This is a genomic window from Mycobacterium sp. (genome assembly GCF_039583805.1).
Classification (GTDB): Bacteria; Actinomycetota; Actinomycetes; order Mycobacteriales; family Mycobacteriaceae; genus Mycobacterium.
In genome coordinates this window covers 16,435-42,001 of record NZ_JAVKSH010000007.1, presented here as the reverse complement: position 1 = coordinate 42,001, position 25,567 = coordinate 16,435, and the positions used below count along the sequence as shown (strand labels likewise).

Below are 25,567 nucleotides of genomic sequence, written 5' to 3'. Positions count from 1 at the left end.
CGCTTAGCGTGAAACTAGGTTCACGCTCGACGCCGCCACGGAGTTACTTACCTATAGTCGCTGTAGCCGTAGTCGTCTAGCGGGACCGCGGCACCGGTGGCCTGCCCGAAGTCCGGGCTGTAGTACTGATCCTCGTACGACGGGATCGTGTACGCAGCGGCCCGGGCCTCCTCGGTGGGTTGCACCGCGATGTTGCGGTAGCGGTTGATGCCCGTACCGGCCGGGATCAGCTTTCCGATGATCACGTTCTCCTTCAGACCCTGCAGCTTGTCGCTGCGGCAGTTGATCGCCGCATCCGTAAGCACGCGCGTCGTCTCCTGGAACGACGCCGCCGACAGCCACGAGTCGGTGGCCAGACTCGCCTTGGTGATCCCCATCAGCACCGGTCGGCCGGCGGCGGGCTCGCCGCCCTCGGCCACCACCCGGCGGTTCTCGGCCTCGAACTCCGCACGGTCGATCAGCGAGCCGGGCAGGAACTCGGTGGCGCCCGAGTCGATGATGGTCACCCGGCGCAGCATCTGCCGCACGATCACCTCGATGTGCTTGTCGTGGATCGACACCCCCTGCGCGCGGTACACCTCCTGGACCTCCCGGACCAGGTGGATCTGCACCTCGCGGGGACCCTGGACCCGCAACACCTCGTGCGGGTCGGCGGATCCCTCCATCAACTGCTGGCCCACCTCGACATGGTCGCCGTCGGCAAGCACCCGTTCGGTGCCGTCGTCGTGCTTGAATACCCGCAGGCGCTGGCGCTTGGAGAGCTTGTCGTAGAGCACTTCCTCGCCGCCGTCGTCGGGGACGATGGTGATCTTGTAGAAGCGCTCACCCTCCTCGAGACGCAGCCGGCCGGTGACGTCGGCGATCGGCGCCTTGCCCCGCGGCACCCGGGCCTCGAACAGCTCCTGCACCCGGGGCAGACCGCCGGTGATGTCTTCACCGACACCACCCTGGTGGAACGTCCGCATGGTCAACTGCGTGCCCGGCTCGCCGATGGACTGGGCGGCGACGATGCCGACAGCCTCGCCGATGTCGACCAGCTTGCCGGTGGCCATCGAACGCCCGTAGCAGGTGGCGCAGACACCGGTGCCGGTCGTGCACGTCAGCACCGAGCGCACCTTCACCTGCGTGATGCCCGCCGTCAGCAGCGCGTCGATCTCCGGGTCACCGAGGTCTTCACCCCTCGCCACCACGACTTTGCCGTTGCCGTCGACGGCGTCGCTACCCAAAGTCCTTGCGTACGCCGATGTTTCGATGAATGGGCCACGGATCAGCGTGCCGTCCGACCGCCGCTCGGCCAACTCGACGACGATGCCCCGCTCGGTGCCGCAGTCGGCTTCGCGGACGATGACGTCCTGGCTCACGTCCACCAGCCGGCGGGTCAGATATCCCGAGTCGGCGGTGCGCAACGCAGTGTCCGCCAGGCCTTTCCGTGCACCGTGGGTGTTGATGAAGTACTCCAGCACCGTCAGGCCCTCGCGGAACGACGACTTCACCGGGCGCGGGATGAACTCACCCTTGGGGTTGGTCACCAGGCCCTTCATCCCCGCCAGCGTGCGGGTCTGGGTGAAGTTACCGGTCGCTCCGGAGTCGACGATCGTGATGATCGGGTTGTCGTCCGGGTAGTGCTCGCGGAGCGCCTGACCGACCTCGTCGGTGGCTTCCTTCCAGATCTCGACCAGCGCCTCGTTGCGTTCGTCGCGGTTCAACGCACCACGCTGGAACTGCTTCTCGACCTTGTCGGCCCGCTCCTCGTAGGCATCGAGGATCTCCTGCTTGCGCGGCGGGACCAACACATCGGCCATGGAGACCGTGACGCCCGAGCGGGTGGCCCAGTAGAAACCGGCATCCTTCAACTTGTCGACGGTCTGCGCGACCACGATCATCGGGTAACGCTCAGCCAGGTCGTTGATGATCGCGGCCTGCACCTTCTTGTGCATCTGCGTGTTGACGAACGGATACCCTTGTGGCAGAAGTTCATTGAACATCACCCGGCCCAGCGTGGTCTCGGATATCCACGACTCGCCTGGCCGCCAACCGTTCTCACCGAACAGTGCCATCTCGACATCGGCTGGCGGACGCAGCTGCGACAGCCGCACCTTGATCTTGGCCCGCACGCTCAAGGCGCCGCGGTCGGCCGCCATGATCGCCTCGGCAGGCGACGAGTACACACCCGACTCCGGCCGGTCCTTGGCGGCCGGCAGGTATTCGCCCGTGTCTCCGGGGATCTCGGTGGTCAGGAAGTACAGCCCGGTCACCATGTCCAGCCGCGGCATGGCCAGCGGCCGACCCGACGCCGGCGAGAGGATGTTGTTACTCGACAGCATCAAAATGCGGGCTTCGGCCTGCGCCTCGGCGGAAAGCGGCAGGTGCACCGCCATCTGGTCGCCGTCGAAGTCGGCGTTGAACGCCTCACACACCAACGGGTGTAGCTGAATCGCCTTGCCTTCCACCAGCATCGGCTCGAAGGCCTGGATGCCCAGCCGGTGCAGCGTCGGCGCGCGGTTGAGCAGAACCGGGTGCTCGGCGATGACCTCCTCGAGCACGTCCCACACCTGCGGACGCTGACGCTCCACCATTCGCTTGGCGCTCTTGATGTTCTGCGCGTGATTGAGGTCGACCAGCCGCTTCATCACGAACGGCTTAAACAGCTCCAGCGCCATCAGCTTCGGCAGGCCGCACTGGTGCAGCTTGAGCTGCGGGCCGACCACGATGACCGAACGGCCGGAATAGTCCACGCGCTTGCCGAGCAGGTTCTGCCGGAACCGGCCCTGCTTGCCCTTGAGTAGATCGGACAGCGACTTGAGCGGACGGTTACCCGGCCCCGTGACCGGCCGGCCCCGACGGCCGTTGTCGAACAACGCATCCACCGACTCCTGCAGCATCCGCTTCTCGTTGTTGACGATGATCTCGGGCGCGCTGAGGTCGAGCAGCCTCTTGAGCCGGTTGTTGCGGTTGATCACCCGGCGGTACAGGTCGTTGAGGTCGCTGGTGGCGAAGCGGCCGCCGTCGAGCTGCACCATCGGACGCAACTCCGGCGGGATCACCGGCACAGCGTCGAGCACCATGCCCATCGGTGAATTGCCGGACTGCTGGAACGCGGCAACCACCTTGAGCCGCTTGAGAGCACGAAGCTTCTTCTGCCCCTTGCCGTTTCGGATGACGTCCCGCAGTATGTCGGCCTCGGCGTCGATGTCGAAGTTCTCGATCAGCTTCTGGATCGACTCCGCGCCCATGGCGCCGGTGAAGTACTCGCCGTAGCGGTCGACCAGCTCTCGGTAGAGGTTCTCGTCGACGATCAGCTGCTTGGGCGCCAGCTTGGTGAAGGTGCTCCAGATTTCGTCGAGCCGGTCAAGCTCGCGCTGCGCCCGGTCGCGGAGCTGTCGCATCTCCCGCTCGCCGCCGTCGCGAACCTTCCGCCGCGCATCGGCTTTCGCGCCCTCAGCCTCCAGCTCGGCCAGGTCCGCCTCCAGCTTCTGGGCGCGCGCCTCCAGGTCGTTGTCGCGCTGGTCCTCCACGGCCTTGCGCTCGACGACCATCTCGGCTTCCAGCGTGGAGAGCTCGTTGTGCCGCAGCTCCTCGTCGACGCCGGTGATGACGTAGGCGGCGAAGTAGATGATCTTCTCGAGATCCTTCGGCGCCAGGTCAAGCAGGTAACCCAGCCGCGACGGCACACCCTTGAAGTACCAGATGTGGGTGACCGGCGCGGCTAGCTCGATGTGGCCCATCCGCTCGCGGCGCACCTTGGCGCGGGTCACCTCGACGCCGCACCGTTCGCAGATGATGCCCTTGAAGCGCACCCGCTTGTACTTGCCGCAGTAGCACTCCCAGTCGCGAGTCGGTCCGAAGATCTTCTCGCAGAACAGGCCGTCCTTCTCCGGCTTGAGCGTGCGGTAGTTGATGGTCTCCGGCTTCTTGACCTCGCCGTAGGACCACTGACGGATGTCCTCAGCGGTGGCCAGGCCGATGCGGAGCTCATCGAAGAAGTTGACGTCTAACACGTAACTCCCTTTCGGATTGCGGGACTACAAAATCAAAAAGGACAAATCTACGCAAGATCTTCAACGGACGCGGATTCGTTGCGCGACAGGTTGATTCCCAGGTTCGCCGCCGCGCGCTCCAGGTCATCGTCGTCGCCGTCGCGCATCTCGATCGCCGCGCCGTCCTTGGCCAGCACCTCCACGTTCAGGCACAGCGACTGCAGCTCTTTGAGCAGCACCTTGAACGACTCCGGAATACCCGGCTCGGGGATGTTCTCGCCCTTGACGATCGCCTCGTAGACCTTGACCCGGCCGACGGTGTCGTCGGACTTGATGGTCAACAGCTCCTGCAGCGTGTACGCCGCGCCGTAGGCCTGCATGGCCCAACACTCCATCTCGCCGAACCGCTGGCCACCGAACTGCGCCTTACCGCCCAACGGCTGCTGGGTGATCATCGAGTACGGGCCGGTGGAACGGGCGTGGATCTTGTCGTCCACCAGGTGGTGCAGCTTCATGATGTACATGAAGCCCACCGTCACCGGGTACGGGAACGGCTCACCGGACCGGCCGTCGAACAGCACCGCCTTGCCGTCACCGTCGACCAGCACCTCGCCGTCGCGGTTGGGCAGCGTCGAGGACAGCAGGCCCTGCAGCTCCGCTTCCCGGGCACCGTCGAACACCGGCGTCGACACGATCTTGTTCGGCTCGGCCCGTAGCAGCTCCGCCGGCAGCCGCGCCGCCCAGGCCGGGACCCCGCCGCCGGTATCGACCTGCCACCCGCTGTGCGCGCACCAGCCCAGGTGGGTCTCCAGGATCTGGCCGATGTTCATCCGTCGCGGCACCCCGTGGGTGTTCAAGATGATGTCCACCGGCGTGCCGTCCGGCAGGAACGGCATGTCCTCCTGCGCCAGAATCTTGCCGATCACACCCTTGTTTCCGTGCCGGCCGGCCAGCTTGTCGCCGTCGGAGATCTTGCGCTTCTGGGCGACGTACACGCGGACCAGCTCGTTGACGCCGGCCGGCAGCTCGTCGTCGTCCTCGCGGGAGAACACCCGGATGCCGATCACCTTGCCGGACTCGCCGTGCGGCACCTTCAGCGAGGTGTCGCGGACCTCGCGAGCCTTCTCGCCGAAGATCGCCCGCAGCAGCCGCTCCTCCGGCGTCAGCTCGGTCTCACCCTTTGGAGTGACCTTACCGACCAGGATGTCGCCGTCGCGGACCTCGGCGCCGATACGCACGATGCCGCGCTCGTCCAGGTCGGCCAGCACCTCGTCGGAGACGTTCGGGATGTCCCGGGTGATCTCCTCGGCGCCCAGCTTGGTTTCACGGGCGTCGATCTCGTGTTCCTCGATGTGGATCGAGGTCAGCACGTCCTCCTCGACGAGGCGGTTGGACAGGATGATCGCGTCCTCGTAGTTGTGGCCTTCCCACGGCATGATCGCCACCAGTAGGTTGCGGCCGAGCGCCATCTCGCCGTTCTCGGTGCACGGGCCGTCGGCGATCACCTGGCCGGACTCCACCCGGCTTCCGGCGTCGACGATGGGGCGCTGGTTGGCGCAGGTGCCGTGGTTGGACCGGGCGAACTTGCGCATCCGGTAGGTCTGCCGAGTGCCGTCGTCGGCCATCACCGTGATGTAGTCGGCGGACACCTCCTCGATGACGCCGCCCCGCCCGGCGACGACGACGTCGCCGGCGTCGATCGCGGCGCGCAACTCCATCCCGGTGCCCACCAGCGGCGCCTCGCTGCGCACCAGCGGAACCGCCTGACGCTGCATGTTGGCACCCATCAGGGCGCGGTTGGCGTCGTCATGCTCGAGGAACGGGATCATGGCGGTGGCCACCGACACCATCTGGCGCGGTGAGACGTCCATGTAGTCCACCTCCGACGAGGGAACGTACTCGACCTCGCCGGCCTTGCGGCGGACCAGCACACGCGGCTCGACGAAGCGGCCGTCGTCGTCGATCGGCGAGTTGGCCTGCGCCACGACGTGGCGATCCTCCTCGTCGGCGGTCAGGTACACGATCTCGTCGGTGACCACGCCGTCGACGACCTTGCGGTAGGGCGTCTCGATGAACCCGAACGGGTTGACCCGCGCGTACACCGACAACGAGCCGATAAGGCCGATGTTCGGACCCTCCGGGGTCTCGATCGGGCACATCCGGCCGTAGTGGCTGGGGTGTACGTCGCGGACCTCCAGCCCGGCCCGCTCACGGGACAGACCACCCGGCCCCAGCGCCGAGAGCCGACGCTTGTGGGTCAAGCCCGACAGCGGGTTGTTCTGGTCCATGAACTGCGACAGCTGGCTGGTGCCGAAGAACTCCTTGATCGCGGCGACCACCGGACGGATGTTGATCAGTGTCTGCGGCGTGATCGCCTCGACGTCCTGGGTGGTCATCCGCTCGCGGACCACCCGCTCCATCCGGGACATGCCGACCCGGATCTGGTTCTGAATCAGCTCGCCGACCGTACGCAGCCGGCGGTTGCCGAAGTGGTCGATGTCGTCGGTTTCCACCGGCACCTCGACGCCACCCGGAACCGTCATCACGGCGGGCTGGCCATCCTGAGCAGCGTGATGCAGCCGCACCAGGTATTCGATGGTGGCGACGACGTCCTCTTCGGTGAGCGTGGTCGACGAGGTCTGCGTCGGGTTTCCGGTCAGGCCGAGCTTCTTGTTGACCTTGTAGCGGCCCACCCGGGCCAGGTCGTAGCGCTTCTCCTTGAAGAACAGGTTCTCCAGCAGGGTCTGCGCGGACTCCTTGGTGGGCGGCTCACCCGGGCGCAGCCGGCGGTAGATTTCCAGCAACGCCTCGTCGGTGCCGGCGGTGTTGTCCTTCTCCAGCGTCGACATCATAATCTCGGAGAAGCCAAACCGCTCCCTGATCTGAACATCAGTCCAGCCCAGCGCCTTGAGCAGGACAGTCACGCCCTGACGGCGCTTGCGATCGATCCGCACCCCGACGGTGTCGCGCTTGTCGACGTCGAACTCCAGCCACGCACCGCGACTCGGGATCACCTTGACGCTGTGCAGGACCTTCTCGGTGGATTTGTCGATGGTCTCGTCGAAGTACACACCGGGCGAGCGCACCAGCTGGGACACCACCACCCGCTCTGTCCCGTTGATGATGAACGTGCCCTTCTCGGTCATCATCGGGAAGTCGCCCATAAACACCGTCTGGCTCTTGATCTCACCGGTGTTGTTGTTGATGAACTCCGCGGTGACGAACAGCGGTGCCGCGTAGGTCATGTCCTTGTCTTTGCACTCGTCGACCGGCGCCTTGACCTCGTCGAAGCGCGGGTCGGAGAAGGACAGCGACATCGAGCCTGAGAAATCCTCGATCGGCGAGAGCTCGTCGAGCACCTCTTCCAGACCGCCGACAGGGTTGCCCCCCCCTTTGCCCTCGCCGCGGGCGATGGCGGCCTCTCGCCAGCGCGGCGAGCCGATCAGCCATTCGAAAGAGTCGGTCTGCACGTTCAGCAGGCCGGGAACTTCGAGCGGTTCGCGCAGCTTGGCGAACGAAATTCGGTTGGGTGCGCCGGGAACTGAGTTGTCGGAAGAGGTAGAACCTGGAGAAACTAGCGGCTTCGTCTTGCTCTGGCGGGGGACTGCCAAGATGCATCCTTCCAGCACCTCGTGCGACTTACGGGAGCCGGCGGGCACCGGACCTGTTCGCCGCGATCACTGTGTCGGTTCGGCCGGCGAACGTTCTGTCACACTCACGCACGCAGCGAGCCTGCTGAGCCAGAACGGGCTCAAGCTAGGACAACGATGGCAAGTGGCGGGTGAGATGGGCAGGAGGAAGCCAGCGCAACGTCCAACGATAGCGCAGGACTGCGCATTCCTCAACCGCCGCGCTCAGGAACCCTCGCAGATCGCCGCTGGCCACCGTCTGCGCCCGCCCATTCACGCATGCTGCCCAACAGAGTGGCCTCTTCCGGGCCGTCCGTCAAGGGTCGACGCGCCAACTTGTCAGCGAAAGCTCCTTGCGACGCGTACCGCCGGCCGGCTCAGTACTGCCGCCGCTGAGTCGAGATCGAGCCGGTGGGTGTTCCGCCCTCGCCGCCGTGCCGGCCGAACTCGCCCGCGTCGACGAACTCGCGCACCGGGTATTGGTTCGTGCCTTCCAGCGAGTCCAGGATCGCCGCCTGCGCATCCTTGGGCAGCAGGTGCAGGTTCTCCCGAACCCGCGCCTGGCGGCGGGCGACCGCCTTGCGTTCCGGCATGCCCGGCGTGGCGAAAATCTGCGGCGGCACACCGACGATTTCGTCGACACCACCGTCGGCGTGACCGGCCTCCAGGTGCGCCTGCTCCTCGGCCATGGTGGCCTCGTCCTTTTCCTCCGACATCCCGATCGGACCGATCCGACGACCGTTGAGGAATTGCTTGACGACCGGCTCGTCGCTGGTCAGCAGGACCTCCCGCGGGCCGAACATCACCAGGTGCCTGCGGAACAGCATGCCCATGTTGTCCGGCACCGTGCGGGCGATGTTGATGTTGTGCGTGACGATCAAAATCGTGCAGTCGATCTGGGCGTTGATGTCGACGAGCAGCTGGCTCAGGTAGGCGGTGCGGACCGGGTCAAGACCCGAGTCCGGCTCGTCGCAGAGGATGATCTGCGGGTCGAGCACCAGCGAGCGGGCCAGGCCGGCCCGTTTTTTCATACCGCCGGAAATCTCACCGGGGAACTTCTTCTCGTCACCTGTCAAACCCACCATGGCGAGCTTCTCCATGACGATGTCACGGATCTCGCTTTCCTTCTTTTTGGTGTGCTCGCGCAGCGGGAATGCGGTGTTGTCGTAGATGTTCATCGAGCCGAACAGCGCGCCGTCCTGGAACATCACGCCGAACAGCGTGCGAATCTCGTAGAGCTCCTTGGCCGAGCATTCGGTGATGTCGGTGCCCTCGATCCAGATAGAGCCCCGCTCCGGACGCAGCAGCCCGATCAGCGACTTGAGGAACACCGACTTGCCGGTACCCGACGGGCCCAGCAGCACACTGACCTCACCGGCGGGAATGTCCAAGGTGACGTCTTCCCAGATTCGCTGAGATCCGAAGGACTTGGTCAGCCCTTCGACCTGGATAGCGATGCCCATGCGAGATCCTTCCGCTCACGTTGCTCCCTGCCACGCACCCTCGCTTGTGGCATGAGTCACTGTAGCGCAACGACCGAGACGGCATCGCGTTTGCGCACCAGGCCCCATCGGGTCACGGCAGACACGAAACCCCCGGAGCCTCCGGGCCCCGGGGGTGTTCGGGGGTCGGCTACTTGACGGTGACGGTGGCGCCGGCGGCTTCCAGCTTGGTCTTGGCCTCTTGGGCAGCCTCCTTGGCGACCTTTTCCAAGACCGGTTTGGGCGCCCCGTCGACCAGGTCCTTAGCCTCCTTGAGGCCCAGGCCCGAGACGATCTCACGGACCACCTTGATGACGCCGATCTTCTTGTCGCCGGCGGCCTCGAGAACGACGTCGAACTCGGACTGCTCCTCAGCGGCCTCGGCGGCAGCGGGGGCAGCGCCGCCGGCCGCGCCCGCGACGGCAACCGGGACAGCGGCGGTGACCTCGAAGGTCTCCTCGAACTTCTTGACGAACTCGGAGAGCTCCAACAAGGTCAGCCCCTTGAAGGCGTCGAGCAGTTCGTCGGTGGACAGTTTGGCCATGGTGTGTGTCCTTCCTTGGGTGGGTTCGGGGTTATTCGGCGGGTTCGGCCGGCGGTCCGGCCTCGGCGGTCGCAGCTGCGGCGGTCGGAGCTGCGGCGGTCGGAGCCTCAGCGACTTTCTTCTCGTACAACGCGGCGGTCAGCCGGGCCACCTGCGACGCCGGCGCATTGAACAGTGCGGCCGCCCTGGCGAGGTTGGCTTTCATCGCGCCGGCCAGTTTGGCCAGCAGGACCTCGCGGGACTCCAGGTCCGCGATGCGATCGACCTCGGCGACGGTCAGCGGGTGACCGTCCATGTACCCGCCCTTGATGACCAGCGCCTTGTGGTCCTTGGCGAAGGTCTTGATGGCCTTGGCCGCGTCGACCGTCTCTCCGCTGACGAACGCGATCGCGGTCGGGCCGACGAACAGCTCGTCGAGGCCCTCGACGCCCGCCTCCGCTGCGGCTCGCTTGATCAGCGTGTTCTTGGCGACGGCGTAGGTCGCCGATCCGGCCAGCGACCGGCGCAGCTCGGCCAGGTTGGCGACCGTCAGCCCGCGGTATTCGGTGATGACGGCGGACGTGGACGACTTGAACTGCTCGGCGATGTCTGCAACGGCGGTGGCCTTGTCAGCCCTGGCCATGCATGCCTCCTGGTGTAACGTCTCCTGGTCGCGCGACGACCAGCTGCGCCCGGCTTCGCCGCGCTTGCGATCGCCGCTGGCCCGGGAATGACGAACGCCCCGACGCAGGGTGCGGGCGGGGCGTGAACAGTGCGCCGGCGTGTGTCGACGTCGATGTGCCTCGTCCTCCTGCGTGGGCCGCCGGGAATTCCCGGACCTTCAACCGATTGCTCGGTGACCGACGGTCTTCGGTGGATCGCCGCTCACAATAGCGTGGCCGCCGCTGTCAGCCAAAACGCGCGATGCCCATCAAGGGGACAAGGGCCGGGACTGACGTGGTAGACGAGACGAGACGAGCCGGGCCGCGCCGATCAGGCCGGCGTCGTCACCGAGCTCGGCGGGCACGACCCGCAGGCCGCGGATGAACTCCACACAGGCGTAGCCGCCCAACGCCGCCCGCAGCGGGTCGAACAGCACAGCACCGGATTTGGCGACTCCGCCGCCGACGACGACGAGGTCCAGGTCGCACACGGCGCCCACCGACGCGATCATCGCGGCCAGCGCGGTGGCGCCGCGCTCGAACGCCCGCACCGGCACCTCCTGCCCGGCGGCGGCCGCGGCGGCCAGCAGCGCGGCGTCGGCTCCCGTCCAACCGTTGACCCGCGCCCAGCGCGTCAGCGACGGCCCCGACGCGATGGCCTCGACGCACCCGTGCCCCCCGCACACGCACGGCACTCCGCCGGACTCGACCACCAGGTGCCCGACGTGCCCGGCGTTGCCGGTGCGGCCCTGATACGGCGCGCCGTCGAGCACCAGCCCGCCGCCGACGCCGGTGGACACCACGATGCCGAGCAGGAATCGGCTACCGCGCCCGGCGCCACGCCAGTGTTCCCCCAGCGCCATGCACACGCCGTCGCCGGCCAGCCGCACCGGCCCGCCGGGCAGGACCGCCGTCACCCGCGCCACGATCGGGAAGCCCCGCCAGGCGGGGATGTTGAGTGGGGTCACGGTTCCGTCCGCGATCGAGATCGGACCGGCCGCCGCGATGCCCGCACCGCGCACGGCGCCACCGGCAGCCGTCAGCACGTCGGTGATCAGCTCCTCGACCGCGGCCCACACCCGTTCGGGGTCATGGGTATGCGGCATCGGATTTTTCGCGCTGTGGACGACCGTGCCGACGGGGTCGACGAGGCCGGCCGAGACCTTGGTGCCGCCGATGTCGAGCGCGAGCGTGAGCATCAGTGCCGGTGGGTGTTGTCGGGCTGACGGGGGTCGCCGGGATGCTCGTAACCCGGTGCCAGCCGTACCAGCGCGGCCCGCCGTGCGTCGAGCCAGGCCCGGAAAGCCCGGCGCCGCGCGGCGGCCCGCAAGTGGTCGGCGATCAGCGGGCGCACCTGCTCCAACGGCGGGGCGGTGGCGGCCGGGCCGTGCCATCCGGCGCGGCCCGGTTCGGGCGCGGCGAAGCGCAGCGGGTTTCGGGCGTGGTAGTCGGCGATGTCGTCGTCGCTGACGTCGACCGCAGCCGTCACCCGGGCGAACAGGACGCGGGCCACCGGTTCGGCCAACGCCGCAGCCGCGATGCTGCCGATCTCCAGCCGCGCCGTCGCGTCCGGCAGCAGCTCGGCCTCCGCCGGGGCGCCGGACCCGGTCAAGCCCAGAGCTGCGGATTCGGCGGCGACCACCCGTTCGGTCACGATCAGCTGGGTCAGCCAGCGGCGTAGCTGCCTGCCCTCGCCGGTGCCCGCCATGGGCAGCCTGCTTGCCAGCGGTCCGTCGCGCAGCCGAGCCTCCCGCATGTCGACGTCGTCGACAGCTACGGCGACCCCGGCGACCGTCGCGGCGATCATCGAACCCGCACCGTGACCGCGGGCGAGTACGCCAGGCTGCCGGCGCAGCCGATTCGGACCAAGGCCCACCACTGGCCCGGCTCGACCCACACCGGCGGGGCCACGTCGAAGCCGAGCTCGACGGTGCCGCGCGCGGGCAACACCGCGCCGGTCGCGGCCGGGCCGATCCACTCCCAGGTTCCCCACGGGCTGAGCAGGTGCGCCTCCAACGCCAGGTCGGCGTGCGCGTCGGTGCCCACCGTGACCGTCAGCCGGGCCGCCTCGCCGGCGGCCAGCTCGACGTCGGCGGGTCCGTCGACGAGATACACCAGCCTGCTGACGCCGGTCCCGGCAACGCACACCACGCAGACGTCCTCGACCGTCTGACGCCAGGTGGACGGGACGTCGTCGCCGGTCAGCCGCAGCTGCACCCGCACCGGGTACACGCCGGGCCGGGCGCGCGGCGGGACCGTCACCCCGACCTCGGTCTCCAGGTATTCGCCGGGACTCAACGTGAACGGCAGGCTGGCCGGGCCGGCAGCCCACCCCGTCGGGCAGACCAATGTGACAGTGCCGACCAGGGGCGTGTCGGTGCAGTCGCTGGCCACGGTCAGCCGCAGCGGCACCGCGGCGCCGGGCGCGGTGTCCACGCGCCGGGGATGCAGGTGTGCCGCCGCCGGCAGCCCGCCCAGCGGAGCCGGGCCGCGGTTGTGCAGCCAGTAGCGGGCGTACAGCGGCTGGGCGGCCTCGGCGTCGGGAGCCAGCGCCGCGCCGGTGTCCAGCAGCTGCGGTATGTCAAGGCGCGCCCGCACGGTGGCGATCTGGTAGCCGTGCAGCGTGGTGACCTGGCCACGGGCCAGCGGATTTTCCAACAGGTCGGCCGACCTGAGTTGCGACACCGCGCCCAGCGGCGAGCGCACGACGACGTCGGTGTCGGCGCCGCGGGTTTCGACCAGCCGGATGGCCACCTCGCGCGGATCGACGGGCGCAGCACTGCCGCGGGCCAGCGGGTTGCCCGCGGCTTTCAGAGCACCGACGTGCACCGCCGGGTCGACCTGCAGCAGCGAGCCGACCGCCGGCAGTCGAGCGACCGGCGCGGAAACCGGCACGGCGAGCAGCCGATGCGAGAACTCCGCGCTGCATGCCGGGATCCCCGCCTGCCGCCAGTCGCCGGTGTCGGCGACCAGCGCGTAGTCGAACGTGTGGGTCCAATGCTGCAGCTGGAAGTTGGACCCGTCGGGTGCGGTGCGGCGCGGCTCGTCGATCCAGGTGCCCGACGGCCAGCCGGTGCACGACCGCATCAACGCGGTGTGCAGCGTTCCGTCGGTGTCGACGGCGAAGCTCGGCACGCCGCGGTTGAGCAGGGCGACCGTGCGCGCGTCGAAGGGTTGCATCCCCGACGGCACCTGCTGGGTGACGACGATCTGGGCGTCGGCGAGGTCGTCGGCCACCGACGCGGTCGCGGACGGAAGGTCGGCGTCGTCGCGGGCGGCGATCACCAGCACCGGCAGCGCCCGCGGATCGCGGAGGTCGACAGACCCGCTGGAGGGCACCCACACCGTCGCCAACGGCGCGGCCGCGGGCACCCACACCCGGGCCCGGCCGGTTTCGGCGAGCTGGCGGTCCAGCTCGCCGGTGTACGCCGGGTCAGCAGCGGCCAGCACCGCCTCGGTGAAGGCGTTCTGGCCGCGCCCGCCCAGCGCGATCCGGGTGTCCGGCAGGTTGGAGTCGACGTCGAGGTGACCGTAGCGAGGCTTGTCGGCGCCGCTGCATGTCGCGGTGACACCGGCGCGGGCCAGCGCGACCATCAGCTCGCGGGCCAGCGGGCCGGACATGGCTTCGGTGGGCGACACCACTTCGGCGACCGACACCGCGCGGGTGCCTCCGCCCGCACGGACTCGGACGTTCGACGACAGCCCGAACCACCCGTAGGCGGGGTTGTCCAGCGTCCACGGGTGCTGCGCGGTGTCCACCGAACGTGTCCCGTCACCGCCCACGTCGCGCAACAGGGCGAAGGCGCGCCCGATCACGGCGTCGCCGACCTCGCTGACCGGCATCGCGCCGGGCACCGGACACGGCCAGCGCAGCCGCAGCAGCTGGTCTTCGCCGGTGAACCCGTCGATCGTGGTGCGGCAGTCCACCCGCGGAACGTCGCGCCACAGCGTCAGCGTCTGGGTGTAGCGCAGCACGGTCCCGATACAGCCGCGAACGACCAGGCGCTCGCCCACCCGGCTGCGAAGGGCACCCACGGTGACGTCAGAGACCGGGGTTTGCGACGAGCTGACGACCGGGCCCTTCGGCAGCAGGTGCCACGGACCCTCGCCACCGGTCGGGTGCGCCGGGTATTCCTGGTAGAGCGCCAACTCGTTGCCCACGCCGCCGGCGCCGACCAGCTCCCGGCCGTCGCGGCGCAGCGACGACACTCCGCCGCCGCGGGCCGGGTCAACGGCCAACCGGTAGTACTCGTTGGCGATCTCCGTGCCGGGCAGGGGCTCCCAGCCGGCAGCTGCTCCGGGGACCAGCCGGTAGGCCCGCCAGCCCAGCGACGGCACGTCGCGCGCCAGGAATGTGACCGAGCGTCCGTTGTGCTCGACAAGCGCAGGCACCTCGGCGCCGTCCGCGTCGAGCACCCGCACAGCGGCGGCGACCGGGATGTCCACCCGGGCCGTCACAACGTCAGTGCGTTTGTGCGCCAGCGGGTTCCACACCACCAAATCGCCCGGCACCGCACCGGACAGCATCGCCAGCGCGTTGTCCCGGATCACACGGCCCAGCTCCCACGCGTCACGCCAGCCGGTCAACAGGTCCAGGTAGACCTGATCGGATTCCGAGCCGGTGATCGCGTCGTGGTGCGCGCCGTAGGCAAGCTGCACCCACGCCTTGGCCAGCGCCGCCTGCGGGTAGTCAGCGCCGGCCAACAGCCCGGCGAACACCGCGAACTTCTCCGCGTCCAGCACGGCCTGCTCGGCCGCACGGTTGGACTGTTTGGTGTCGATGAACGACACGTCCTTGCCGGTGTAGATCGGGTTCATGTCGCGGGTCTGCGGCGACGGCGCCAGCCGGCGGGTGGCCAGCTCGGCGCGGACCGCGTCGAAGAACTCCCGCGGCAGCGCACACACGAACCGCGGCCAGGTGTAGCGCGCCTGCCAGTCGCGGTGGATCTCGGTGACCCACTTGTTCGGCGGGGTGTAGTCGGTGCCCACCGGCAGCAGCACGTTGCGGGTCAGCGCCACCTTCTTCAGCTCGTCGAACAATCCGTAGGCTGCCGCTTCGGCGTCGGCCAGCGAGGTGGAGTCGTCCATCCACCAGCCCGCCGAGTAGTGCGCCGGCATGTAGTGGGTGAGCAGACCGCGCCCGGACGGGGCGATCCACTCGAACTCGCTGCAGAACTGCATGCCGGCCAGGCCGCTGCCGCTGTGCATCGGACCCCACTGGTGGTGCGGCCCGCGGGCCCACGAGCTGGAGGTCAGGCCGACGTCGGCGGCCATCCCCGGGAATTGCGGATCGTGGCCGAACACGTCGAGCTGCCAGGCGGTGGCCGGGTCGGCTCCCAGGATGTCACGCTGAAAACCCATGCCGTGCAGCATGTTCCGGATGGTTGTCTCCGGGCTGGTGAGGTTCGTGTTGGGCTCGTTGTAGGTGCCGCCCATCACCTCGAGCCGGCCCTCGGCGAGGAACCGGCGCAGGTCGGCGCGGTCCTCGGGCCGGGTGTCCCAGTACGGCTTGAGGTAGTCCACCTCGGCCAGCACGAACTTGTAGTCGGCGTCGCGGCGGGCCATCTCCAGATGCGCGTGCACCAGTTCGAACCCGTTGGTCTGCCGGGCCCGCCCCGGCGGGTCCTCGGTCCATTCGCTGGTGTAGGCGCCCTGCGTGTTCCACCACACCGGGTCGTAGTGGAAATGACTGACCATGAACATCGTCCAGCCGGGCTCGGCAGTCGTGAATTCGAAGGGTGTGACGGCACCGCCGGCGTGCACCCGCGCGGACCGTCGCTCGCCGACAGCCGGACGTCGCACCACGACCGGGACCTCGATGCTCTCCCGGCCCGCCTCGACGACGGCTTCCCCGGCCACGCCGTCGCCGTCGATGCGGACCTGCGCCGGTTGCCCGCACTCCGCGATTCCGACCCGCACCAGCTGCAGCGGCGCGTCCGGCGGCCCGACGAACAATTCGGTCGCCTCGGCCGAAACCACATGCATCCCCGCACTTTACGGCGCTGGCAACCTAGGATCGACGAATGCCCGCCCTCGCCCCGCCCGTGTCCGACGAACGCAACGCCCTGCGCGAGTTTCTGGCGTTCCACCAGAGCGCATATTTCGCCGTCTGCTACGGCCTGACCGACGACCAGGCCCGGTCCGCGCCGTCGGTCAGCGCGCTGTGCATCGGCGGGCTGATCAAGCACGCCACCGGCCTGCAGCGCAGCTGGATGGGACGAGTCGCTGCGGCTGGTGGAAACCGCGGACCTCGACGCCGCCGTACCCGTCCCGCGGGACATCCCGTGGTTCCCGAAGAACCAGGAGGCGTGGTCGGTGCGCTGGGCGATCCTGCACGTGATCAACGAGCTGGCCCGGCACGCCGGCCGTGCCGACATCATCCGCGAATCCATCGACGGCGCCACCATGTACGAGCTGATCGCCCGGCTGGAGAATTGGGAGATCGCGGGCTGGGTCACGCCTTGGGCGAAGCCCTGAGCGTCCCACCGTCGCCGACCGGGTGATCGCCGGCAATTGGGACTCGGCACCGCCGGTTTGGCAGACTGCTGCAATGGCCTCTACCAAGCACCGCGAGGTGGCCAAGCTTGACCGGGTGCCGCTGCCGATCGAAGCGGCCCGGGTGGCCGTCACCGGTTGGCAGGTCACCCGCACCGCCGCTCGCATCATCACCACGCTGCCGGGCAAGGGGCCGTGGCAGCAGAAAGTGATCAAGCAGCTGCCGCATACCTTCGCCGACCTCGGTCCCACCTACGTCAAGTTCGGACAGATCATCGCGTCGAGCCCCGGCGCGTTCGGTGAGTCGCTGTCGCGCGAATTCCGCGGCCTGCTGGACCGGGTGCCGCCCGCCGACCCCCGAGAGATCCACAAACTGTTCGTCGAGGACCTCGGACGCGATCCCGCCGAGCTGTTCGCCAGCTTCGAGGTGGAGCCGTTCGCGTCGGCGTCCATCGCACAGGTGCACCACGCGACCCTGCACACCGGTGAAGAGGTCGTCGTCAAGATCCAGCGGCCGGGCATCCGCCGCCGCGTCGCCGCCGACCTGCAGATCCTCCAGCGCTTCGCCCAGGCCGTCGAACTGGCCAAGCTCGGCCGCCGGCTGTCGGCCCAGGACGTCGTTGCCGACTTCGCCGAGAACCTCGCCGAGGAACTGGACTTCCGCCTGGAAGCTGCGTCGATGGAGGCCTGGGTGTCGCACCTGCACGCCTCCCCGCTGGGCCGCAACATCCGGGTGCCGCAGGTGTACTGGGGCTTCACCAGCGGGCGGGTTTTGACCATGGAACGGGTGCAGGGCATCCGCATCGACGACGTCGCGGCGCTGCGCACGGCCGGGTTCGACGGCGTCGAGCTGGTCAAGGCGCTGGTCTTCAGCCTCTTCGAGGGTGGGCTGCGGCACGGGCTGTTCCACGGCGACCTGCACGCCGGCAACCTCTACGTCGACGAGGCGGGCCGGATCGTGTTCTTCGACTTCGGCATCATGGGCCGCATCGACCCGCGCACCCGCTGGCTGCTGCGTGAGCTGGTGTACGCGCTGCTGGTCAAGAAGGACCACGCCGCGGCCGGCAAGATCGTCGTGCTGATGGGCGCCGTCGGCACGATCAAGCCGGAGCAGCGCGCCGCCCGGGACCTGGAAGCGTTCGCCACTCCGCTGACCATGCAGACGCTGGGCGACATGTCATATGCGGACATCGGCCGGCAGCTCTCCGTGCTGGCCGACGCCTACGACGTGAAGCTGCCCCGCGAGTTGGTGCTGATCGGCAAGCAGTTCCTCTACGTGGAGCGCTACATGAAACTGCTGGCGCCGCGCTGGCAGATGATGTCCGACCCGCAGCTCACCGGTTACTTCGCGAACTTCATGGTCGAGGTCAGCCGCGAGCACGAACGTGACGTGGAGGTCTAGTGGAGGTCCGCAGCGGCTACGCCATATCGAGGGCCCCGTCCGGCGAACTGGGGCTCTACTACGAGGACATGGGCGACCCGTACGACCCGCCGGTGCTGCTGATCATGGGGCTGGGCGCGCAACTGCTGCTGTGGCGCACCGCGTTCTGCGAAAAACTCGTCGCCGAGGGCTACCGCGTCATCCGCTACGACAACCGAGACGTCGGCCTGTCCAGCAAGACGGAGCGCCGGCAGTCCAATGGGCCGCTGGTCCCCCGCCTGATCAAGTTCGCACTGGGGCTTTCCACCCCTTCGCCGTACACGCTGGAGGACATGGCCGACGACGCCGCCGCGGTGCTCGACCACCTCAGCATCCCGCGCGCGCACGTCGTCGGCGCCTCGATGGGCGGCATGATCGCCCAGATCGTGGCGGCGCGGTTCGCCGAGCGGACCCGGTCGCTGGCGGTGATCTTCTCCAGCAACAACCGAGCGCTCCTACCGCCGCCGGCGCCGCGCGCCTTGCTGGCGATCCTCAAAGGCCCGGCGCCAGGCTCGCCGCGAGATGTGGTCGTCGACAACGCTGTTCGGGTCGTCCGGATCATCGGGAGCCCGGCCTACCCGGCGCCCGAGCAGCGGATCCGCGAGGAAGCGATCGAAGGCTACGAGCGCAGCTACTTTCCGTGGGGCGTAGCCCGGCAGTTCAGCGCGATCCTCGGCAGCGGCAGCCTGGTCCGCTACGACCGGCAGATCACCGCGCCGACCGTGGTCATCCACGGCCGCGCCGACACGCTGATGCGGCCCTCGGGCGGTCAGGCGGTGGCGCGGGCGATCCGCGGGGCCAGGCTGGTGCTGCTCGACGGCATGGGCCATGAATTGCCCGAGGAGCTGTGGGACCGGGTGATCGCCGAGCTGACGGCAACATTCACCCAGGAGTGAGCGAGCCGGGGCGCCTTGCGGGTTGGGTCCGTCGGCGCTGATCCGATACCATGGCCGCCGGGGCAGGGGATCGTCGTCGCGGCGAAGCCGCGAAGACCAGGAAGCAGCGCAGCACGATGCCCAAACGGCTCAGGCCGCATTTCGAGGACGTCCAGGCCCACTACGACCTGTCCGACGACTTCTTCCGGCTTTTCCTCGACCCCACCCAGACCTACAGCTGCGCCTACTTCGAGCGCGACGACATGACGCTCGAAGAAGCCCAGATCGCCAAGATCGACCTGGCGCTGGGCAAGCTGGGCCTGCACCCCGGCATGACGCTGCTCGACGTCGGCTGCGGCTGGGGCGCCACCATGCGCCGCGCGGTCGAGCGTTACGACGTCAACGTCGTCGGCCTGACCTTGTCGAAGAACCAGGCCGCCCACGTGCAGAAGACGTTCGACGAGATGGACACGCCGCGCGACAGGCGGGTGCTGCTGGAGGGCTGGGAGCAGTGGGCCGAGCCCGTCGACCGCATCGTGTCGATCGGCGCGTTCGAGCACTTCGGCCACGAACGCTACGACGACTTCTTCACGATGGCCTACGGCGCACTGCCCGACGACGGCGTGATGCTGCTGCACACGATCACCGGGCTGACCGGGCCGCAGATGGTTGAACGCGGCATGCCGTTGACGTTCGAGCTGGCCCGGTTCCTGAAGTTCATCGTCACCGAGATCTTCCCCGGCGGGCGGCTGCCGTCGATCGAGATGGTCGAGGAACGATCGTCGAAAGCGGGCTTCACGTTGACCCGCCGCCAGTCGCTGCAGCCGCACTACGCGCGCACCCTGGACGCCTGGGCGGCGAACCTGCAAGCTCGCAAAGACGAGGCCATCGCGATCCAGTCCGAAGAAGTCTACGAGCGCTACATGCGCTACCTGACCGGCTGCGCGAACGGATTCCGGATCGGCTACATCGACGTCAACCAATTCACCCTGGCAAAGTAGCTCCCCTAGGCCCGGAATACGCCCCCTGCCGGGTATTGTGCATTCACCACTCGAGGAAAGGGCCGCAGACAAATGCCTGACCACCACGTCAGCCCGGTGAAGACACGGACGCGCTTTGAGGACATCCAGGCGCACTACGACCTCTCCGACGACTTCTTCGGCCTCTTCCAGGACCCGACCCGCACCTACAGCTGCGCCTACTTCGAGCGCGACGACATGACGCTCGAAGAAGCCCAGATCGCCAAGGTCGACCTGAACCTGGACCAACTCGACCTCAAACCCGGCATGACGCTGCTCGACATCGGCTGCGGGTGGGGCACCACCATGAAGCGTGCCGTCGAGAAATACGACGTCAACGTCGTCGGCTTGACGTTGTCGAAAAACCAGCGCGCCCGCACCGAGGCTGTGCTGGACAGCATCGACAGCCCACGCTCGCGCCAGGTGTTGCTGCACGGCTGGGAAGACTTCAGCGACCCTGTCGACCGGATCGTGTCGATCGAGGCGTTCGAGCACTTCGGCCACGAGAACTACGACCACTTCTTCAAGAACTGCTTCAACATCATGCCCGACGACGGGCGGATGACCGTGCAGAGCAGCGTCAGCTACCACCCGGCCGACATGCACGCCCGCGGCAAGAAGCTGACCTTTGAAACCGCGCGGTTCATCAAGTTCATCATCACCGAGATCTTCCCGGGCGGCCGCCTGCCCTCCACCGACATGATGGTCGAACACGGCGAGAAGGCCGGCTTCGTCGTGCCCGAGCCGCTTTCGCTGCGGCCGCACTACATCAAGACGCTGCGGATCTGGGGCGACGCGCTGGAGGCCAACAAGGACAAGGCCGTCGAGATCACCTCCGACGAGGTCTACCAGCGGTACATGAAGTACCTGCGCGGCTGCGAGCACTACTTCGCCGACGAGATGCTGGACGTCAGCCTGGTCACCTACCTCAAGCCCGGCGCCGTGCCAGTGTCCTGACCGCGAACGTGCAACCGGCAACGCATCGCCCGAGAACAGCGGTCGCTGGTGGCACTCTCGCGAGCTACTCGACGGCGAAGTTGCGGGTGATCGACGGGTCGACCGGGATGCCCGGTCCCGTCGTCGTCGACACCGTGACCTTCTTCAGGTAACGGCCCTTGGACGATGCCGGCTTGAGCCGCAGCACCTCGTCAAGCGCCGCGCCGTAGTTCTCCGCAAGCTTCTGCTCGTCGAACGACGCCTTGCCGATGACGAAGTGCAGGTTGGCCTGCTTGTCCACCCGGAAGTTGATCTTGCCGCCCTTGATATCGGCGACGGCCTTGGCGACGTCGGGAGTGACGGTACCGGTCTTGGGGTTGGGCATCAGGCCCCGCGGCCCCAGCACCCGAGCGATCCGGCCCACCTTGGCCATCTGGTCCGGCGTGGCGATTGCGGCGTCGAAGTCCAAGAATCCGCCCTGTATCTTCTCGATCAGGTCGTCACTGCCGACGACGTCGGCCCCGGCGGCCTCGGCTTCCACCGCTTTCTCCCCGACGGCGAACACCGCGACCCGGGCGGTTTTCCCGGTGCCGTGCGGCAGGTTCACCGTGCCGCGGACCATCTGGTCGGCCTTGCGCGGGTCGACGCCGAGCCGGATGGCCACCTCGACGGTCGCGTCCTGCTTGGTCGACGACGTCTGCTTGGCGAGCTGGGCCGCCTGCAGCGGGGTGTAGAGGTTGGTGCGGTCCACCTTCTCGGCGGCGGCGCGATATGCCTTGCTGTTCTTGCTCATTCGAACTGTCCAATCTCGCGGTTGGTTGTGGTTGTTGCGCGGGCCGGAGCTGGCCCTCCCACGGGTTGAGTCGCTATTCGACCGTGATGCCCATCGATCGGGCGGTGCCGGCGATGATCTTGGCGCCGGCGTCGATGTCGTTGGCGTTGAGGTCTGCCTTCTTGGTCTCGGCGATCTCACGGACCTGGTCCCAGGTCACCTTGGCGACCTTGGTCTTGTGCGGCTCGGCCGACCCCTTGCCCACGCCGGCCGCCTTGAGCAGCAGCTTGGCAGCAGGCGGCGTCTTGAGCGCGAACGTGAAGCTGCGGTCCTCGTAGACGGTGATCTCCACCGGGATGACGTTGCCGCGCTGGTTCTCCGTGGCGGCGTTGTACGCCTTGCAGAACTCCATGATGTTGACGCCGTGCTGGCCGAGCGCCGGGCCGACGGGCGGGGCCGGGTTGGCCTGGCCGGCCTCGATTTGCAGCTTGATCAGCCCGGCGACTTTTTTCTTCGGGGCCATGAGTTGTCGGTGTTCCTTTCCTGCGGCTAGATCTTGGAGACCTGGGTGAAGGACAGTTCGACGGGTGTTTCGCGGCCGAAGATGGACACCAGCACCTTGAGTTTCTGCTGGTCGACGTTGACCTCGCTGATCGACGCCGGCAGCGTGGCGAACGGCCCGTCCATCACCGTGACCGACTCGCCGACGTGGTAGTCGACCTCGACCTGCGGGCGTTCCAGCCCGCCCCCGCCGGCCGCGGCGGCGGTGCTGGCCGCACCCTTGGCGGCCCGCTTCGCCGCGCCCTGCGGCAGCAGGAACTTGGCCACGTCGTCCAGCGACAGCGCCGACGGTCGCGACGTGGCGCCGACGAACCCGGTCACTCCCGGGGTGTTGCGCACCGCGGCCCAGGAGTCGTCGGTCAGGTCCATGCGCACCAGGATGTAGCCCGGCAGCACCTTGCGGTTGACCTGCTTACGCTGCCCGTTCTTGATCTCGGTGACCTCTTCGGTGGGCACCTCGACCTGGAAGATGTAGTCGCCGACGTCGAGGTTCTCCACCCGGGTCTCCAGGTTGGCTTTCACCTTGTTCTCGTAGCCGGCGTAAGAGTGGATGACGTACCAGTCGCCCGGTTTGCTGCGCAGCTCGGCTTTCAGGGCGGCCACCGGGTCGATCTCCTCGGGCGCGCCGGCCTCGTCGAAGGCTTCTTCTGAGTCGACCGCTTCACCCACGGACAGATCGCCGTCGGAGGTAGTCACGGTTGTCGATCCTCTCTGTCGCTCTGCACGCTCACCCGAACACCAGCATCACCAGCTTGGCCACGCCCAGGTCGACCAGCCCGATCACTGCCACCATGAACACCAGGAACACCAGCACCACCGAGGTGTAGGTGATCATCTGTTTGCGGTTGGGCCAGATCACCTTGCGCAGCTCGGCGACGACCTGCTTGAGGTAGTTGTAGACGTAGGCGATGGGGTTGACCGACGGCCCCCGCCGGACTTTCTTGGCTTTCTTGGCCGCCTTGACCTTGACGTCGGCGCCGTCTTCGCCGGATGGCTCTACCTCGTGGTCTGGCCGCTGGCGGGACCGTTTGCCGGTGGGACGTGGCGGTCGGGTCGCCACCGCGGTGCGGCCGCCCCGCTGCTCGGTTTCGGCGGCGTCGGCCGTGGCGTCGGCACCGTCGCGCTCGTCGCTCACCGTATGCTCCTCTGTTCGCCGGGTCTTGTGTTGCACCGCAGTGGTGCGGTGTCCACCGTCCAGTGTCCACCATCGCAGGTCTGCGCTGTCAGCAGGGGCGACAGGACTTGAACCTGCAACCTGCGGTTTTGGAGACCGCTGCTCTGCCAGTTGAGCTACGCCCCTTCGCCGGTTGGCAGGCCAACCTGCGCGTGCCGGGGCTTCTCATGAGCGCCACTCCTCCGCATCGCTTCGCTCTGCATCGTCGTCGGCTCACACGACGCGCGCGCCCTCCGCCTGCTGGACCCTCGGAAAGCGCGCTGGTGATGGGAAAACCCCGAGGCCCGAGTGTACATCGGCGTAACTCTGAGGTACCAATCAGGCGCTTCGGATGATCTGCCCGGATTCCATATCCCACTTGAGCTGGATCGACTCGTCGCCCTCGCGGCCCATCAGCGTGGTGTAGGCCTCCAGGACGATCTCACCGGCGTCGTTGGTGCAGGTGTTCTTGGTGACGACGATGTCGGCGCCGAAGCGCTCGGTGACCGAATGGACGGCCATCCGCGCGTGCAGCCTGTCGCCGACGAGCACCGGCTTGAAGAAGACGAACTTCTGGTCGACCTGCACGATCTGCATCATCTCTATGCCGATGTCGACATGGCGGAAGAAGTCCGACTGGACGAGTTTGCCGAAGATTGTCACGAAGGTCGGCGGTGCGACGATGGCGGGGTAGCCTAGCTCGGCGGCGGCGTCCTCGTGGTAGCAGGCCGGGTCTTCGACGTGAATCGCCTTGGCGAATTCGCGAACTTTCTCCCGGCCCACCACATAGACGTCCGGATAATGCCAGACCATTCCGCGGACGTCGGTTTTGAGCGCCACAATCAGGCCAGCTTCGCCGACGCGACGGCGCGGCCGAAGATCTTCTTGCCGCCGGTCGTGGCAGTGAGCGCGATCGTCACGGACTTGCTGTCGGGATCGACCGACTTGATCCGCCCGGTGAACGCGATCTCGGCGCCCTTGCCGTCGTTGGGCACCGGCACCACCGCGGTGAACCGCACGTTGTACTCCGTCACCGCCCCCGGGTCGCCGACCCAGGAAGTGACGTAGCCGCCGCCCAGGCCCATGGTCAGCATGCCGTGCGCGATCGCGGTGTCCAGACCGACGATCTTGGCGGTTTCGTCGTCCCAGTGAATGGGGTTGAGATCGCCGGACACCCCGGCATAGTTCACCAGATCCTGCCGGGTCAACGCGTAGACCTTCTCCGGAAGCAGGTCACCCACCTGCACCGAACTGAACTCACGCCGTGGCATCGCTGAAACCCTCTTCTCCCATTTCGCCGGCACGCCCCGCCAGGGTCGTGTACGTCTCCTGCACTACCTCGCCAACTTCGTTGGTGAAAATTTGCCTGGTCACGATGATGTCGGTGCCATGCGCCCGTCGTACCGACTGGATGGACACGTCGCAGTACAGCCGATCCCCTGCCTTGATCGGCACCAGGAACTTCAGCTCCTGGTCGACCTGGACGACCTGCGCGTCATGAGTCGCGATCTGAGCGTGCTCGAAGAACGCCGCCACAGCTTTGTAGCCGAACACCGAGATGAACGTCAACGGCGCCGGCAAACCGGTGTAGCCCGACTCCACGGCCGCCTTCTCCTCGAAAAAGCAGGCATCGTCGTTCTTGACGGCGACGGCGTATTCGCGGATCTTCTCGCGCTCAACCTCGTAGTGGTCGGGATACCGGTAATGCATCCCGACGACGTCTTCGCCCAACGTCACAGCTCTCAAACCTAGCGTGTCTCGCGGTGGGCCTGGTGCTTGCCGCAGTTGGGGCAGAATTTCTTCAGCTCCATCCGGTCGGGGTCATTGCGGCGGTTCTTCTTGGTGATGTAGTTGCGGTGCTTGCACACCTCGCACGCCAGGGTGATCTTGGGTCGTACGTCGGTACTGGAGGCCACGTCAGTTCTCTTTCGCAGGGTCTGTTGTTCACTTGTAGCGATGGCCGGACTCGAACCGGCGACCTAACGATTATGAGTCGTTCGCTCTAACCGACTGAGCTACATCGCCTCGGGGCCACGCTGCCCTTTTTCTAGGGCCCCAGTTCCG

20 protein-coding genes, 2 tRNA genes and 1 pseudogene are annotated in these 25,567 nt (G+C 67.6%); 5 read left to right on the top strand and 18 right to left on the bottom strand.

Annotated features, from left to right (window positions below; all coding sequences use genetic code 11):
• Positions 1–47: 47 nt before the first annotated feature.
• From ABDW21_RS01775 to ABDW21_RS01740, 8 genes are all read right to left on the bottom strand, one after another.
• On the bottom strand, positions 48–3,998 hold the full coding sequence (locus ABDW21_RS01775) for a DNA-directed RNA polymerase subunit beta' (RefSeq protein WP_343599900.1): 3,951 nt from the start codon (positions 3,996–3,998) through the stop codon (positions 48–50).
• 47 nt (positions 3,999–4,045) lie between these two features.
• On the bottom strand, positions 4,046–7,591 hold the full coding sequence (locus ABDW21_RS01770; protein ID WP_343709994.1) for a DNA-directed RNA polymerase subunit beta: 3,546 nt from the start codon (positions 7,589–7,591) through the stop codon (positions 4,046–4,048).
• A 392-nt stretch (positions 7,592–7,983) separates the two neighbouring features.
• The gene (locus ABDW21_RS01765; RefSeq protein WP_343599899.1) at positions 7,984–9,069 is read right to left on the bottom strand and encodes an ABC transporter ATP-binding protein; all 1,086 of its coding nucleotides are present in this window, start codon (positions 9,067–9,069) and stop codon (positions 7,984–7,986) included.
• A gap of 169 nt (positions 9,070–9,238) precedes the next feature.
• Entirely contained in the window at positions 9,239–9,631 is a 393-nt protein-coding gene (gene rplL / locus ABDW21_RS01760) for a 50S ribosomal protein L7/L12 (protein ID WP_343599897.1), read from the bottom strand.
• Positions 9,632–9,662: 31 nt separating this feature from the next.
• Entirely contained in the window at positions 9,663–10,253 is a 591-nt protein-coding gene (gene rplJ, locus ABDW21_RS01755) for a 50S ribosomal protein L10 (protein WP_343599896.1), read from the bottom strand.
• Positions 10,254–10,541: 288 nt separating this feature from the next.
• Positions 10,542–11,471 carry an ROK family protein gene (locus ABDW21_RS01750; protein ID WP_343599895.1) on the bottom strand — a complete coding sequence of 310 codons (930 nt, stop codon included), beginning with the start codon at positions 11,469–11,471 and terminating at the stop codon, positions 10,542–10,544.
• Positions 11,471–12,079: a malonyl CoA-ACP transacylase gene (locus ABDW21_RS01745; protein WP_343709992.1), complete on the bottom strand. Its 609-nt coding sequence runs from the start codon at positions 12,077–12,079 to the stop codon at positions 11,471–11,473. Before ABDW21_RS01745 ends, ABDW21_RS01750 begins: the two co-directional genes overlap by 1 nt.
• Positions 12,076–16,257 (bottom strand): NEW3 domain-containing protein, encoded by a 4,182-nt coding sequence (locus ABDW21_RS01740; protein ID WP_343709991.1) that lies wholly within the window; start codon positions 16,255–16,257, stop codon positions 12,076–12,078. The genes ABDW21_RS01745 and ABDW21_RS01740 overlap by 4 nt, the downstream gene beginning before the upstream one ends.
• A 59-nt stretch (positions 16,258–16,316) precedes the next feature.
• Here ABDW21_RS01740 and ABDW21_RS01735 point away from each other — a divergent pair.
• From ABDW21_RS01735 to mmaA4, 5 genes and pseudogenes are all read left to right on the top strand, one after another.
• Positions 16,317–16,749, top strand: a pseudogene (locus ABDW21_RS01735) (DUF664 domain-containing protein).
• Positions 16,750–16,822: 73 nt separating this feature from the next.
• Complete coding sequence (locus tag ABDW21_RS01730; RefSeq protein ID WP_343599890.1) at positions 16,823–18,169, top strand: AarF/ABC1/UbiB kinase family protein; 1,347 nt, start codon at positions 16,823–16,825, stop codon at positions 18,167–18,169.
• Positions 18,169–19,083: an alpha/beta hydrolase gene (locus ABDW21_RS01725; RefSeq protein ID WP_343599889.1), complete on the top strand. Its 915-nt coding sequence runs from the start codon at positions 18,169–18,171 to the stop codon at positions 19,081–19,083. The genes ABDW21_RS01730 and ABDW21_RS01725 overlap by 1 nt, the downstream gene beginning before the upstream one ends.
• 116 nt (positions 19,084–19,199) lie before the next feature.
• On the top strand, positions 19,200–20,063 hold the full coding sequence (gene mmaA2, locus ABDW21_RS01720) for a cyclopropane mycolic acid synthase MmaA2 (RefSeq protein ID WP_343599888.1): 864 nt from the start codon (positions 19,200–19,202) through the stop codon (positions 20,061–20,063).
• Positions 20,064–20,135: 72 nt separating this feature from the next.
• Positions 20,136–21,038: a hydroxymycolate synthase MmaA4 gene (gene mmaA4, locus ABDW21_RS01715; RefSeq protein WP_343599887.1), complete on the top strand. Its 903-nt coding sequence runs from the start codon at positions 20,136–20,138 to the stop codon at positions 21,036–21,038.
• Positions 21,039–21,102: 64 nt separating this feature from the next.
• On the opposite strand, the gene rplA is transcribed toward mmaA4, so the two are convergent.
• The 10 genes from rplA to ABDW21_RS01665 form a co-directional block, all read right to left on the bottom strand.
• A complete protein-coding gene (gene rplA, locus ABDW21_RS01710) occupies positions 21,103–21,810 on the bottom strand; it encodes a 50S ribosomal protein L1 (RefSeq protein WP_343599886.1) in 708 nt (235 codons plus the stop codon).
• A gap of 73 nt (positions 21,811–21,883) precedes the next feature.
• Positions 21,884–22,312, bottom strand: a complete 429-nt coding sequence (rplK, locus tag ABDW21_RS01705) for a 50S ribosomal protein L11 (RefSeq protein ID WP_343599884.1) — start codon at positions 22,310–22,312, stop codon at positions 21,884–21,886.
• A 26-nt stretch (positions 22,313–22,338) separates the two neighbouring features.
• Entirely contained in the window at positions 22,339–23,046 is a 708-nt protein-coding gene (gene nusG, locus ABDW21_RS01700; RefSeq protein WP_343599882.1) for a transcription termination/antitermination protein NusG, read from the bottom strand.
• A gap of 31 nt (positions 23,047–23,077) precedes the next feature.
• Positions 23,078–23,485 (bottom strand): preprotein translocase subunit SecE, encoded by a 408-nt coding sequence (gene secE / locus ABDW21_RS01695; RefSeq protein WP_343599881.1) that lies wholly within the window; start codon positions 23,483–23,485, stop codon positions 23,078–23,080.
• A 92-nt stretch (positions 23,486–23,577) separates the two neighbouring features.
• Positions 23,578–23,650: transfer RNA gene (locus ABDW21_RS01690), tRNA-Trp, on the bottom strand.
• Positions 23,651–23,842: 192 nt separating this feature from the next.
• Complete coding sequence (gene hadC, locus ABDW21_RS01685; protein WP_343599879.1) at positions 23,843–24,343, bottom strand: (3R)-hydroxyacyl-ACP dehydratase subunit HadC; 501 nt, start codon at positions 24,341–24,343, stop codon at positions 23,843–23,845.
• A gap of 2 nt (positions 24,344–24,345) precedes the next feature.
• Positions 24,346–24,774, bottom strand: coding sequence for a (3R)-hydroxyacyl-ACP dehydratase subunit HadB (hadB, locus tag ABDW21_RS01680; protein WP_343599877.1), 429 nt, complete (start codon positions 24,772–24,774; stop codon positions 24,346–24,348).
• Complete coding sequence (hadA, locus tag ABDW21_RS01675) at positions 24,761–25,240, bottom strand: (3R)-hydroxyacyl-ACP dehydratase subunit HadA (protein WP_343599875.1); 480 nt, start codon at positions 25,238–25,240, stop codon at positions 24,761–24,763. Before hadA ends, hadB begins: the two co-directional genes overlap by 14 nt.
• Before the next feature lie 11 nt (positions 25,241–25,251).
• Positions 25,252–25,419, bottom strand: coding sequence for a 50S ribosomal protein L33 (rpmG, locus tag ABDW21_RS01670; protein ID WP_007167776.1), 168 nt, complete (start codon positions 25,417–25,419; stop codon positions 25,252–25,254).
• A 35-nt stretch (positions 25,420–25,454) separates the two neighbouring features.
• Positions 25,455–25,528, bottom strand: a tRNA-Met gene (locus ABDW21_RS01665).
• Positions 25,529–25,567: the final 39 nt, after the last annotated feature.

What these genes read in the sequence shown, in the direction of transcription:
- ABDW21_RS01745 (WP_343709992.1), bottom strand. Translation starts at nt 12,079, where the DNA reads ATGATCGCCGCGACGGTCGCCGGGGTCGCCGTAGCTGTCGACGACGTC.
- rplL (WP_343599897.1), bottom strand. Translation starts at nt 9,631, where the DNA reads ATGGCCAAACTGTCCACCGACGAACTGCTCGACGCCTTCAAGGGGCTG.
- rplK (WP_343599884.1), bottom strand. Translation starts at nt 22,312, where the DNA reads ATGGCCCCGAAGAAAAAAGTCGCCGGGCTGATCAAGCTGCAAATCGAG.
- ABDW21_RS01765 (WP_343599899.1), bottom strand. Translation starts at nt 9,069, where the DNA reads ATGGGCATCGCTATCCAGGTCGAAGGGCTGACCAAGTCCTTCGGATCT.
- ABDW21_RS01750 (WP_343599895.1), bottom strand. Translation starts at nt 11,471, where the DNA reads ATGCTCACGCTCGCGCTCGACATCGGCGGCACCAAGGTCTCGGCCGGC.
- mmaA2 (WP_343599888.1), top strand. Translation starts at nt 19,200, where the DNA reads ATGCCCAAACGGCTCAGGCCGCATTTCGAGGACGTCCAGGCCCACTAC.
- rplJ (WP_343599896.1), bottom strand. Translation starts at nt 10,253, where the DNA reads ATGGCCAGGGCTGACAAGGCCACCGCCGTTGCAGACATCGCCGAGCAG.
- rplA (WP_343599886.1), bottom strand. Translation starts at nt 21,810, where the DNA reads ATGAGCAAGAACAGCAAGGCATATCGCGCCGCCGCCGAGAAGGTGGAC.
- ABDW21_RS01730 (WP_343599890.1), top strand. Translation starts at nt 16,823, where the DNA reads ATGGCCTCTACCAAGCACCGCGAGGTGGCCAAGCTTGACCGGGTGCCG.
- hadB (WP_343599877.1), bottom strand. Translation starts at nt 24,774, where the DNA reads ATGCCACGGCGTGAGTTCAGTTCGGTGCAGGTGGGTGACCTGCTTCCG.
- ABDW21_RS01740 (WP_343709991.1), bottom strand. Translation starts at nt 16,257, where the DNA reads ATGCATGTGGTTTCGGCCGAGGCGACCGAATTGTTCGTCGGGCCGCCG.
- mmaA4 (WP_343599887.1), top strand. Translation starts at nt 20,136, where the DNA reads ATGCCTGACCACCACGTCAGCCCGGTGAAGACACGGACGCGCTTTGAG.